The sequence below is a fragment of the Zunongwangia profunda SM-A87 genome, assembly GCF_000023465.1.
Taxonomy (GTDB): domain Bacteria; phylum Bacteroidota; class Bacteroidia; order Flavobacteriales; family Flavobacteriaceae; genus Zunongwangia; species Zunongwangia profunda.
The window spans coordinates 420,163-432,238 of sequence record NC_014041.1 but is presented as its reverse complement, the minus strand read 5'-3'; the positions used below and the strand labels follow the sequence as shown (position 1 = coordinate 432,238).

The window sequence follows — 12,076 nt, the reverse complement described above, 5'->3', positions numbered from 1 at the left end:
TAAATGAATGTAAAAAAGCCGGTATTTAGTTATATCGAATTTTACGAATGGATGGTACAGCTGGTAAATAATAAGCAGACTTCCGGTGAAAAACAAACCGAAAATCTTATCCAATTTACCGAGCTGAATTTAAGCCGAATGAAAAGGCTTAATAAAACAACAAAACTGATTCCTGAATTGGAAAACCTGGTAACCGGCCTTAAAAAGCCACAGGTTTGGTATGTCATTACCGAAGCATGGTGTGGAGATAGCGCACAAAATTTACCGGTAATTGGCGAAATTGCTACTGCCGGAGACAAAATTGAATTAAGGATCGTCCTTAGAGATGAAAATCCTGAATTAATCGAGAAATACCATACTAACGGAAGCAAATCGATACCAAAACTTATCGCTTTTTCTGAAAAAGGAGTGGAGCTGTTTACCTGGGGACCAAGACCTAAACCGGCACATGACCTGGTACTCGACTGGAAAGAAAACCCAGCAGGAAGAGATTTTGAAGCCCTTGAAAAAGAATTGCACACCTGGTATGCTAAAGATAAAACACAAACCCTTCAAAAAGAATTTCTGCATCTGCTGAGTGCTTTAAAAAATTAGAATTTTGCCTGAAATTGTACAATTTCAGGCATTTTTTTTAGAGCGTTTCCATTAGACCTTTTAAATCTTTTACAAGACCATCTGCCGTGTTTACCAAAGGATATAAACTTTTTCCTTTTCTTGCTACAAAGACCGTTTTTAAACCTGCATTCTGGGCACCAGCAATATCCCAACCGTGAGCAGCGACCATTATCGCTTCATGAGCCTTAAGCTTATAGTCCTTTAAGACTTTTTGATAAGTACTTGGATGGGGTTTAAATTTACCCACTACATCTACCGAATATATACCATTAAAATATTCGTCAATTTTAGCATATTTCAGTTGCGCTTCAGCAGTCTCCTGATTTCCGTTGGTTAACGCAATTAAATGATAATCCTCTTTTAATGCTTTCAGTACCATCCCTACCTCCGGGTAGGCCGGTAATTCTTTTACCAGCCGCAATAGGGATTGTATCTCTTTTTCAGAAAATTCTTTTCCAAAATAACTGGCAGCCATTTTCAATGTCGCGAAGGCCACCTTAGAGAAATCATGATGAGAACCTATCTCGTTCTCAACCAGAGAATAATGTAGCAGTTTACTAAACCAAATCTGAAATCCAAGGGAATTTCCTAACCCCGCGTTGATCTCATCTTCTAGCTTTTGCATATCCAACAGGGTTTCGTTTACATCAAAAATGATTGCTTTTATTTTCATACCAGTAAAACTACCCCAAGACAATTCCATGAGGTTTTAATTAGAAGTTTATTTTTTATTTATAGACCCAATCCTGATTATTATCACGTACACAGGCATTAGGCTTATCATTACAAATCATCATACGCATTTTATCTTTTTAAATTTTCTAAAAAAGAAAAGGTCGGTAATAAATTTAACCGACCTTAAAAAAGATGAATATATTTTATCTGGATTATTTAATCCAATCCTGATATTCAAACTTTTGTCCGCCTACAGCAATATCGATCATTGCACCGGCTTTAGGCATAGTTACAATAGCTCTATTCAGATGCTGTTTGAAATAAAATAGCCTGTCTATAGGCCTGCCCTCCTATCTGCAAACCGATATCTAATTGTTTTAACTCTGAAAAACCAGCTACCTGCCCATTTTCAAAAAGTACTCCGTTTCCTGCGGCTCCACCCAAAATATAAGCCCCTTCCCCAACATTTGGAAAAATCACATAGCCAGCTGCTTTTTCAAAAAGCGCGCTCATTTCGGGTTCTTCTTTAACAAAAATAGCTTTAGATGCTGTAGCATCGTCGATTAAATCCTTTTGCTTTTCGGTCTGTGCGTTCAGGTGAACTGTGCTAAAAACAAATAGTGTTAATAGCGTCAGGAAACCAAAGTTTAATTTCTTTTTCGTCTTCATAATTTTATTTTTTGGTTTTAACAAATTAGGAAGCCACTACCGGAAGGGGTGTTAATGGGCTGTTATTTCACGCAATTTTAAAGGAAAACTTAAATTAGTATAAAAAAGAAAAGGCCGTCAACCAGCGTTGATCAGCCCTTTTCTCACTCTCTCTCACTTAAAATCAATTATAAATTTCTGTGTGTATTCAGAAATTAATATCCGGAAAATCAGATTTGGGATAGACTTCCCGGAATTTTTTGTAACTGTTTAGTTTTAATACAAATAGATGATTCAAAAATATACATCGTGTATCACTAATTTTGTTAACAGCTTGTTATTTCACTTAATTTTAAGCTTTAATCATTTTTTGACAGTTTTTTTTCTTCACTATCCCTTGTCATCATTATAAAGACACGAGCTCCGCTTTCCTCTTCAAATTCAAAATCCTTGCCAACAAGTTCCCATCCCTGCGAATTATATTTCTTGAGGAGTTTTAATAATCCATTATAATCATACCGATTAAAAAGTTTTGATCGCTTTAGTTTGATTTTCTGGTAATCTTCTCCGTTTAAAGAAACATAAGCCATATTAGACTTTAGGCTGTACGGACCATAAACTATGCTTAGATAATCTTTATGAATAGCCCTATGGTTCGAAATTTCAGATGAAATTGCTAAAGAATCCGTTTCCTGAGCGCTGGCAAGTAAAGAAAATCCGAAAAAAGCTAAAAACGAGAGTAGTTTGAAAAATTTCATAAGAGTATTTTTGAAGTTTTTCAAAACAAGAATAACTCCAAAATTTAAAAATCGATAAATTATTTATGCAAATAGGGAATTTCCCAACTTAGTAAGTACGCGTAAAATCTTCTGGAATAAAAAGTATAAAATTACCGGTACCGGTTTTGTCTTCTATAAACTCTAAAGATTCATTTTTGCTTTGCGCTACACGAATTACCGCGATTTTTAAATCGGGTTGCATTGCTTTTAAATACCAGTAAATACCGCCAAAACTTTTGCTATGATAATCGCCATTGTAATGTAAAAAAATACCATTTTTGGGTAAATAATCAATGATCTTTTCAGCCATAGTAGCATCTTTAATCGCTTGTGCTTCTACGAACTTCATCGCGTCAGCCTCCATTCCGTGAGCGCTCATCATTCCAAACATTTCAGCATAACCGGGAGTAATCGTATCTACTGTTATGGGGAGTTTTGCAAAGTAAGATTGTGCTTCTTTTGCATAGGTTTTTAAGGTATCCAGTCCATATTTTGAAACTACCGATGCATAACGCCTGGGCACATTGGTAGCCACAAACTGTAAATTGTTGGTTTTGGCAAATTCAATTAAAGGCTTATAATCAGTTTTATAGTTATTCCACAGTCGCATTTCTTCTTCAAAACGGTTCTGCGGAATCTTATCCTGAAGGTATTCATCGAGAATCAATTGATTGTCGGCTTCAAACATCTCTGCCCCTAACACTAGATTCGCGTTTTTGGCATATAATTTTTCAGTAAGTTTCTTCTGAAGCCAATGGACCACGGGGTGATCATGAAATTCCCCAAAAAGCACCACCTCATAATTCGATAAACTATCGCTCATTTTTTGAAAGGAAACTTCATTTCCTTCAGCATCATAAATCGCATAGGCTTTTAATTGCTGTGCTTTAAGATTGCAAATAATAAAAAGTATTAATACGGTGGTAAAAAAGTTTTTCATACTAAAAATTGTACTATTAAAATAAATAAAATCCTGCGATTAGGAATGCACATGGCTCGATAATCGAATAGAAAATCCCTGCTTAAAAAAAACAGGGATTAAGACTAATTAAAACAATACTCCTTATAAAAGATCGTAGACGATCTGAGGATAACCGCGTTCCCCTTGTTCATTGAGCAACGCGGTAAATTTTAGCTTGTAAAAGTTACCATCGGTATCCTTTATAATATAGTAACGATCTGATTTTGCACCATTACTGGTAGAGCGCCATCCACTAGCGATTAGTGCGCGATCGTTGAATACAAGTTTATTTTCGTTTATATCGTCTAAGGTAAAATCTTCGTAAGATGGTGCTCCGGTGGCTACAGGATCTGCATCTTCTCCTTCACCAGGTTCTTCCGTAAGTACCATATAAACCCCTACTCCGTTTAAAGTATTATGCACTACATAATCTGAATACGTTAAACCGGCATTCATCCCCCCCATACTTCCGTAGTAAGAATATACACTGGTATAGTTTATATCCCAGTTTCCCTTGTTTGGCTCTACATCAACTTCAGTACCGTTTGCTAAGCTAAAACCAGTAAAATTGTACGTTTCATTTTTATTGATCACAACTTGTGAATGTGAATTTTCGCCTAGGGGAGCATACTGCAATACATAATCATTGTTATCCATAAACACTTTAATCTTATAAAAGCCACGGTGATCACCAGTATGATTTACAGATCCTGGTTCGGCTGGATCATTTGGGATTTCACTTCCAAGAGAAACCACATAAACCTCAGCATCAGTTTCAGAGTTTGCAATATCTCCTATGGCTGTATCATCCAAATCTCCAATGCTGCTATCTGTAAAGGATATATTGTTTTCTGGATCTCCATACATAGAATATCCTATTGGTAAACCAACAAGTAACTCTTCTACTGTTGTTACGCTCACATCTACTGATTGAAACGTCGCAAGATTAAGTGATTTTAAATTCATTGGAGTTACTAACGAAGTATCCTCACTAACCGCATCGATATCATTAATGCCATCAAGTTTTACTGCTGAAACTAAAATCGACGAATTTAAAACCACCCGGTTTTCAGTACTTATAAAACCAAGTTCCCAGCTATCACGACGAACTACAGTTGTCTTTTCTGTACTTAGATCGATATATACCTGATTAGGTTCATTCGAACCTCCAGATTCTATATCTAGCACCGCACTTTCTACTGCGGGAATTTCGATAACACTCACATTATCATCATCGCTACTACAGCTAAACACGACAAAAGAGAGGCAAAATAATTGAAGTAAAATATTCTTTTTCATTGGTATATTAATTAGGATTACATATTAAGGTTATATAAAAGTTTTAAAAAATAAGAGCGGCCATACCCAAACAATAGTGAAGTTGCTGGCGCAGCATGACCGCCCATAGCGGTAATAGCCGCATTGTTTACACGAACGACATTAAATAGATTTCTGGCACCCAGGGTAACTTCAAAACGTTTCTTAAAAAAATATTTATTGATACTGGCGTCCATTAACGAGTAATCTTCCTGCGTTCCCTTTACAAATTCGTTGGTATCGTTATCTCTAAAATATTGCTGTAACTCGCCGTTATATTTTAATAATACTGAAAAACGTGTTTCTGCTTTTGGCCAGTAATATCGAAGCGCCGCCGTAGCATTTAAACTGAACAGATAATCATCTGGATTAGATGTTTCGGTTTTCAGGCTTTGTGAAATCCCGGTATAACTTAATCCGATATTGGTTTGAAAATTTTTATAGCTCAAGTTGTTTTCAGTAGACACTCCCAGGATTTTATATTCGCTGATATTTAAATATTGCATCTGTGAATTATCCCCCACTACCGCCAGGTCTATTTTATCCTGAATATCAAAATGGAAGAATTTCAGATTATTCTGAAGCTGAAATTGCTTATTGAAGACTGAAGTTTTTTCCGCAGAGATCAGATAAGAAATTCCGTCTTCCGGGGTCAAATCGGGATTACCACGAACATCATGATTAGCATCTACAAAATAGTAGTATAAATTAGTGAAAGTTGGTGTTTTATAAGCCGACCCTATAACCGCCTGGAGTTTTATATTCTTTGCCGGCTTGTAATTAGCACTGGTAGACCAAATAAGTTTACTACCGTAATTAGAATTATTGTTTAAGCGAACGCCTGGATAAAAAGACCAGTTCTTTTTGGTAAAAGAAAGCTGAGAAAACACATCGTAATTCCCCAAATCCTGCTGGGCAATATCATTGGAATAGGCTCCGCTGGCCACGGCATCATATCCCTCCTGATAGGTGATTTCGTAACCTGCGGTTAGGCTAAAATCGGCCGATTTAGACAATAAGTTGGTAAACGTTCCCTTAGAAAACCAAAGATCACTTTCCTGATTAGTGGTATTTTTAGTGGTACTCCGTTTACCTTGCTGCCTAAGATCATACACATAATTCTCATAGTCTCTGGTTTGGGTTTGATACGATAGTGAAAGATTATAATCTATCTGATTTATACGTCCAAAAGCCTGGGCTTCATGCCTAAATCGGTTGCTTACGAATTGCTCGTCGTTAGCTATGATATCGTATTCTCCATTCTGAATTCTTGGATTAATCGAATGATTATAAATATCCAGGGTTTCGTTATAATAATTGAACTTGTAGAAAAAATTGAAGTTCATTTTACCATATTTCAGCATGGCATTTAAACTATGCTGCAACTTTGGATTCCACTCGTAACCTCGAAGACCGTCATTAACTACACTGTTTCCCGATAAACCAAAATAGTCCCTCCCGAAGTAATTATTTTTGAATCCATTAAAATCGTTTCTCGAAAAATTAGCCGAAGCATACCAGTGATCTGAAATATTATGTGCAATAGCTAAGTTTTGGATATGCCTTCCTTCATCCTCAAAATTATATTCTTCACCAACCGTTTCCTCCTGTAAGCTTACCCTAATATTCCATTTAGAAGCAGTAGATTTTTTGGTGATAATATTAATAACTCCTGCAACAGCGTTATCACCATAAAGAACTCCCATAGCGCCTTCGGCGATTTCTATACGGGCAATATCTTCCAGATTGATCTGCGTAATGTCTATATTATTGCCGTAGCCATTATCACTTACCAGCGGTACATTATCGACCAAAATTTTCACGTAATCGCCGGACAATCCAAACATACTTATGGTAGAACGGCCGTCTGCGGCATTGGGCGTAATGCTGATGTTTAATTGCTGATTTAAAATATCGGCAAGATTGTTTGCTCCAACCTGGTTAATCTGCTGGGCACTTATAGTATTTACAGTGAATAATTCCTTATCGATACTGGAAATGGTATACTGGTTTCCAAATAACAGCACTTCATCTAATGTATTAACCCTTACCGAATCCCTTTGTGAATAAAGGCTCCCAACAATTAGGCTGAAACAAATAAAAACTGAAAATCTCATTATTTAGATTTAGTTTAAATAAATTTAGTCGCAAACTTAAAGGCTGAAATTGAAAACTACAAGTAAAAATTGTTTTTATTTTTAAACAATCTAAATAAAAATAAATTTAACATTTGAAAATGGAATTCTTTCAAAATGAATTTTACATTTGATTTATTTAGATTTAATAAAAATTATAAATGAAACTATTTAAACTGTCCATCCTTCTATGTGTTATCGCCATCGTTGGCTGTAAAAACACAGAATCTGATATGAAATCATCACAAGAATCTGAGTCAGAAAAATCACAGGAACGTATTATTAGCCTTAATGGAACACTAAGCGAAATTATTAGTGAATTAGGGTATCAGGATCAACTGGTAGCTGTAGATGTGACCAGCATTTACCCGGAAAACTTAAAAGAAAAGGCTACCGACCTTGGCCATGTGATGAATTTAAATGTGGAAGCCCTGCTTCAGCAAAAACCAACACAAATATTTGCGGTAAAAAAGGAATTATCTGCAGATATTATTTCCCAGCTTAATACTTTAGAAGTTCCTGTTCATTATTACGAACCTGAATATTCAGTAGAAGATGCTAAAAACCTGATAAACTTGGTAGCCAAAGATCTTAATACTGAAGCTCCGGAAAAAATAACCCACAACATCGAAAATAAGCTTGATGTTCTAGAGGAATTTAAAAGCAAACCAAGGGTAATGTTTGTCTATGCGCGTGGGGCCGGCACCTTGCTTGTGGCCGGGAAAGAGACTCCAGTGGCAAAAATGATCGAGCTTGCCGGTGGTGAAAACGCTATGAATACGTATGATGATTATCGCCCGCTTACTACAGAGGCTGTTGCACAGGCCAATCCCGATGTACTCTTATTTTTTGATAGCGGCTTACAAAGTGTAAACGGGATAGAAGGTTTAAAAGGAATATCGGGTTTAGCCAATTCTACCGCAGTAAAAAAAGGACAGGTAGTTAGCATGGATGGTTTATTATTAACAGGCTTTGGCCCCAGAACAGGAGAAGCCGCAGTCCAACTTAACAAAGAGCTTAGCCAATATGCAAACTAAGTTTAAATGGTATATGTCTTTAGGTCTTACCCTGTTGGTTGTCGCTTTCATCGCTTCCAGCCTCTTGGGCGTATACCAGTTAAACTGGAATGATTTTCTGCTTTTATTTAAAAGCATTTTTGATGACACGGTAGCAGTAAACCCCACCGATGCCTATATATTTTTTGATGTACGTATGCCACGAACTATTTTAGCAATCATTATGGGCGCAGGTCTTGCTGTTACCGGAACGTCATTACAGGGTATGTTTAAAAATCCTCTTGCCACCCCGGGAATTATAGGAATTACCGCGGGATCTGCTCTCTTTGCCGCTGTAGCCATTGTGTTAGGGAGTACCATTAAAAGTTTTCTTCCTGAAATTTTACATTATTCCTTAATTTCTATTGCTGCTTTTATCGGTGCGCTCTTAGTCATGATACTGGTATACAGCATCTCCTTTAAAAATGGAAAAACACACGTAGTGATTATGCTTTTAGCCGGCGTTGCCATTGCAGCCCTGGCCGAAGCTACGACGGGATTCTTGACCTTTATCTCTAAAGACGACGAATTACGTGATCTTACGTTTTGGCGACTTGGGAGCCTAGGTGCCGCCAACTGGTCTAAAGTGATGATCCTTTTTACCATTAATCTTATTTGCCTGAGTCTCCTGTTAGGTAATGGCAAAGCCTTAAACGCCATGATGCTAGGAGAAGAAAATGCAAGGCATTTAGGCATTAACGTAAAACAATACCATGCTAAAATTATCTGGCTATCGGCATTAGTTGTTGGTACCTCAGTAGCTTTTGCTGGAACTATTGCCTTTGTAGGACTTATTGTTCCTTATATTTTACGATTGCTTTTAGGATCTGATTACCGACTAATTTTACCACTCTCAGCACTTTTTGGCAGTGTATTACTGCTAACAGCAGATATTATTAGCCGAACCACTTTAGCGCCCATCGAAATCCCAATAGGTATCATTACTGCTTTTATGGGCGCCCCGGTATTTATTTTAATTCTTCTGCAATTTAAAAAAGCATTGTAATGTTAGCCGTAAATCAGTTAAACATCCACATCAAAAACAGAAAGCTGCTTGAAGATATTAACTTTAGTATTCAACCGGGAGAGCTTTTTGCTATTATCGGTCCCAATGGTGCGGGTAAAAGTACTTTGCTTAAAGCCTTAACCGAAGAAATTAAGTATTCCGGAGAAATCCGTTTTCAACAAGAATCCATAAAAAAATGGACAACGGCAAGATTGGCAAAAACAAGGGCTAAATTTAGCCAACATCATCAACAGGATATTCCGTTACCGGTAAACGAAGTGGTCATGATGGGGCGCTATCCTTATTTTGTCAGTAGGCCGGGTATTACCGATCTAAAAGTGGTTGCGGAAAGTTTAAAGCTTACAGAAATGAGTCATTTTAAGGACAAATCATACAATCAACTTTCGGGAGGGGAAAAGCAACGCATTCATCTTTCCAGAATATTTGCCCAGCTCACTAATAATTTTCAAAAGAAATTAATGTTACTGGACGAGCCCCTAAATAACCTGGATGTTTATTATCAACATAAAGTTTTAGAAGTGATAAAAGACTTTGTAAAGAAAGGAAATATGGCTGCCATCGTAATGCATGATTTAAATCTTGCCGCCCAATTTGCAGATCGTATTGTATTACTTAAAGATGGTAAAACGATAAAGTACGGTAATCCCAAAGAGGTGCTGACCTCTAAAACTATTTGTGATGTTTACGATTTTCCCTGCAAGGTCATGGCGCATCCGCTCGCAAAAACACCCATGATTGTTTTTGGTGAAGAAAAATCAGCTTCAATAATTCAAAATATAAACCCATGAGTACAACAAGTTTAAAACAGCGATGGGAAACTCTTAAAGAAGAGCAACCTCAACTAAGAATACGAAACGCCGCCCAGGCGCTTAATGTAAGTGAAGCCGAATTACTGGCGACAAAAATCAACAATGGGGTTACCCGATTAGTAAATAAACCTAAAGAAATTTTACCGGAAATTGAATCTTTGGGCAAGGTTATGGCGCTAACGCGCAACGAAAGCTGCGTACACGAACGAAAAGGAATATATCTAAATCCGTCGATAGGTAAATCGCCCGTCGGACTTTTTGTTGGAGAAGATATCGACCTGCGGATTTTCTTTATGCACTGGGCTTTTGCTTTTGCCGTTTCTGAAATGGCGCGCGGAAAAGAACATCTTAGCTTGCAATTTTTTGCAGAAGATGGGATGGCTATTCATAAAATCTACCTTACGCCCCAAAGTCATGTTGAAGCTTATAAAGCTTTGGTAGAAAAATATAAGTCTGAAGAGCAAAATACCAAATTAGAGATTAGCGTTTTTGCCGAAGCCCCAAGGTATAAAAACGATAATGAAGTTGATCTTGCCGGTTTCCAAAAATCATGGGAAGAATTAAAAGATACACATCATTTTTTTGGATTATTAAAGAAGCACAATATTAGTCGTTCCCAGGCGCTAAGATTAGCACCCAGCGCCTACTATGCTGATAAAATTGAAAAAGAAAAAATTGTTAGCATGTTAGAAAAGGTTGCCAGGCAGGAATTGCCAATTATGGTTTTTGTAGGTAATCCTGGGAATATCCAGATTCATACCGGAAAAATAAATAAAACGCTTTGGCACCAGCAATGGTTTAATATTATGGATCCAGATTTCAATCTTCATTTAAATATGGATGGCGTCACTAATTGTTGGGTGGTTAGAAAGCCCACCGAAGATGGAATTGTTACCTCTATTGAGTGTTTTGATAAAGATGACGAATTAATTGTTCAGTTTTTTGGAAAACGGAAACCAGGCATACCTGAAATTAAAGAATGGCAGGAAGTTGTAGCACAACTTCAGTAATTAAAAAACCCAGAAAAACCGCAATAAATAAAACCAATTTTTTTTAATATTTTGAATTTCCCAATAGTAACCGGTATCGGGGTATTATACCAATTGCCGATACCAGTAAAAATTATGTCATGCTGGAAATCATTTTAATCGTTCTGGCAGTTATTTGTTTTTTGATTATTCTGCTGCTTTATAAAGATGGTGGGATATGTTCTAGTAAGTTTTAAAGTCAGGAAAAGGGATTAAAGTTTCACTTTTAATCCCTTTTTTAGTTTGTGCCACACCAGGAGTATATGGTGAAAAAGAATATTATCCACGCTCTTTTTATCCTAATTCTAGGTCTTAATATTCAGAAAAGAAAACATGGTGATATTACGAAACTTCAAGTTTTAAAAAAACAACTGCAACCAAACAAAGTAATCTAAAAAAAATAAAGAAGTTATTTTTACTCCAAAGGGTGATAAACGAAACTTTTAAAAAGAATGTTTATCTTTGAGATTATGAGCACAGCAACAAAAACAAGTCATATCGGTAGAAAAATTAGCCGAATAAGAGAACTTCGGGGCATGAAGCAAGAAGCCCTTGCTGCCGAATTAGGAATAAGCCGGCAAAGTGTTTCCAGCTTAGAACAAAGTGAACATATTGAAGATGAAAAACTTGAAAAAGTAGCTAAGGTTTTAGGAGTAAGTAAGGAAGCAATTGAGAATTTTTCAGAAGAATTAGCCATAAATTTTTTTAATAGTTTTCAGGATAGTAGTAATGGGACTTTTAATAACCACTGTACTTTCAATCCGCTAGATAAATTAATGGAATCAGTTGAAGAAAATAAAAAGCTCTATGAGAGATTGTTACAGGCGGAAAAGGAAAAAGTAACTTATTTAGAGAAGTTATTGGATAAGAAATAGTGAAAACTAAAACATTCAAAATTAAAAAAGTATCTAGACCTATGGATATTTAAATGATTGTCAAAAGGCAATATTTTATTCAAACAAATCAATAGATAATCACCAAAAAGAAGAATTGGTGGTGAACTTTAAATTCTCTATTTGTGAATTTT

The 12,076-nt window shown here is 36.4% G+C and carries 12 protein-coding genes; 6 read left to right on the top strand and 6 right to left on the bottom strand.

What is annotated here, in order from left to right; all coding sequences use genetic code 11:
• The first annotated feature begins 3 nt into the window (after window positions 1–3).
• Window positions 4–594, top strand: a complete 591-nt coding sequence (locus ZPR_RS01965) for a thioredoxin family protein (RefSeq protein WP_013069921.1) — start codon at window positions 4–6, stop codon at window positions 592–594.
• 37 nt (window positions 595–631) lie between these two features.
• Here the strand turns inward: ZPR_RS01965 and ZPR_RS01960 are convergent, their stop codons facing one another.
• From ZPR_RS01960 to ZPR_RS01935, 6 genes are all read right to left on the bottom strand, one after another.
• Window positions 632–1,318, bottom strand: coding sequence for a haloacid dehalogenase type II (locus ZPR_RS01960; protein ID WP_013069920.1), 687 nt, complete (start codon window positions 1,316–1,318; stop codon window positions 632–634).
• Window positions 1,319–1,590: 272 nt separating this feature from the next.
• Window positions 1,591–1,959: a lipid-binding SYLF domain-containing protein gene (locus ZPR_RS01955; protein ID WP_049771409.1), complete on the bottom strand. Its 369-nt coding sequence runs from the start codon at window positions 1,957–1,959 to the stop codon at window positions 1,591–1,593.
• Between the two features lie 338 nt (window positions 1,960–2,297).
• Entirely contained in the window at window positions 2,298–2,696 is a 399-nt protein-coding gene (locus ZPR_RS01950; RefSeq protein ID WP_013069917.1) for a hypothetical protein, read from the bottom strand.
• Between the two features lie 88 nt (window positions 2,697–2,784).
• Window positions 2,785–3,657, bottom strand: a complete 873-nt coding sequence (locus ZPR_RS01945; RefSeq protein ID WP_013069916.1) for a ChaN family lipoprotein — start codon at window positions 3,655–3,657, stop codon at window positions 2,785–2,787.
• A 123-nt stretch (window positions 3,658–3,780) separates the two neighbouring features.
• Window positions 3,781–4,977 (bottom strand): HmuY family protein, encoded by a 1,197-nt coding sequence (locus ZPR_RS01940; protein ID WP_013069915.1) that lies wholly within the window; start codon window positions 4,975–4,977, stop codon window positions 3,781–3,783.
• Between the two features lie 17 nt (window positions 4,978–4,994).
• Window positions 4,995–7,112, bottom strand: coding sequence for a TonB-dependent receptor plug domain-containing protein (locus tag ZPR_RS01935; protein WP_013069914.1), 2,118 nt, complete (start codon window positions 7,110–7,112; stop codon window positions 4,995–4,997).
• A gap of 179 nt (window positions 7,113–7,291) precedes the next feature.
• On the opposite strand from ZPR_RS01935, the gene ZPR_RS01930 reads away from it, so the two are divergent.
• From ZPR_RS01930 to ZPR_RS01910, 5 genes are all read left to right on the top strand, one after another.
• A complete protein-coding gene (locus ZPR_RS01930) occupies window positions 7,292–8,167 on the top strand; it encodes a heme/hemin ABC transporter substrate-binding protein (RefSeq protein WP_041578533.1) in 876 nt (291 codons plus the stop codon).
• A complete protein-coding gene (locus ZPR_RS01925; RefSeq protein ID WP_041578532.1) occupies window positions 8,157–9,191 on the top strand; it encodes a FecCD family ABC transporter permease in 1,035 nt (344 codons plus the stop codon). The genes ZPR_RS01930 and ZPR_RS01925 overlap by 11 nt, the downstream gene beginning before the upstream one ends.
• Window positions 9,191–10,000 carry a heme ABC transporter ATP-binding protein gene (locus tag ZPR_RS01920; protein WP_013069911.1) on the top strand — a complete coding sequence of 270 codons (810 nt, stop codon included), beginning with the start codon at window positions 9,191–9,193 and terminating at the stop codon, window positions 9,998–10,000. The genes ZPR_RS01925 and ZPR_RS01920 overlap by 1 nt, the downstream gene beginning before the upstream one ends.
• Window positions 9,997–11,031: a hemin-degrading factor gene (locus tag ZPR_RS01915; RefSeq protein ID WP_013069910.1), complete on the top strand. Its 1,035-nt coding sequence runs from the start codon at window positions 9,997–9,999 to the stop codon at window positions 11,029–11,031. The genes ZPR_RS01920 and ZPR_RS01915 overlap by 4 nt, the downstream gene beginning before the upstream one ends.
• A 488-nt stretch (window positions 11,032–11,519) precedes the next feature.
• Window positions 11,520–11,924 carry a helix-turn-helix transcriptional regulator gene (locus ZPR_RS01910; RefSeq protein WP_049771510.1) on the top strand — a complete coding sequence of 135 codons (405 nt, stop codon included), beginning with the start codon at window positions 11,520–11,522 and terminating at the stop codon, window positions 11,922–11,924.
• Window positions 11,925–12,076 lie beyond the last annotated feature (152 nt).

Coding starts and splice junctions, on each gene's coding strand:
- ZPR_RS01965 (WP_013069921.1), top strand. CDS start 4: ATGAATGTAAAAAAGCCGGTATTTAGTTATATCGAATTTTACGAATGG.
- ZPR_RS01960 (WP_013069920.1), bottom strand. CDS start 1,318: ATGGAATTGTCTTGGGGTAGTTTTACTGGTATGAAAATAAAAGCAATC.
- ZPR_RS01955 (WP_049771409.1), bottom strand. CDS start 1,959: ATGAAGACGAAAAAGAAATTAAACTTTGGTTTCCTGACGCTATTAACA.
- ZPR_RS01950 (WP_013069917.1), bottom strand. CDS start 2,696: ATGAAATTTTTCAAACTACTCTCGTTTTTAGCTTTTTTCGGATTTTCT.
- ZPR_RS01945 (WP_013069916.1), bottom strand. CDS start 3,657: ATGAAAAACTTTTTTACCACCGTATTAATACTTTTTATTATTTGCAAT.
- ZPR_RS01940 (WP_013069915.1), bottom strand. CDS start 4,977: ATGAAAAAGAATATTTTACTTCAATTATTTTGCCTCTCTTTTGTCGTG.
- ZPR_RS01935 (WP_013069914.1), bottom strand. CDS start 7,112: ATGAGATTTTCAGTTTTTATTTGTTTCAGCCTAATTGTTGGGAGCCTT.
- ZPR_RS01930 (WP_041578533.1), top strand. CDS start 7,292: ATGAAACTATTTAAACTGTCCATCCTTCTATGTGTTATCGCCATCGTT.
- ZPR_RS01925 (WP_041578532.1), top strand. CDS start 8,157: ATGCAAACTAAGTTTAAATGGTATATGTCTTTAGGTCTTACCCTGTTG.
- ZPR_RS01920 (WP_013069911.1), top strand. CDS start 9,191: ATGTTAGCCGTAAATCAGTTAAACATCCACATCAAAAACAGAAAGCTG.
- ZPR_RS01915 (WP_013069910.1), top strand. CDS start 9,997: ATGAGTACAACAAGTTTAAAACAGCGATGGGAAACTCTTAAAGAAGAG.
- ZPR_RS01910 (WP_049771510.1), top strand. CDS start 11,520: ATGAGCACAGCAACAAAAACAAGTCATATCGGTAGAAAAATTAGCCGA.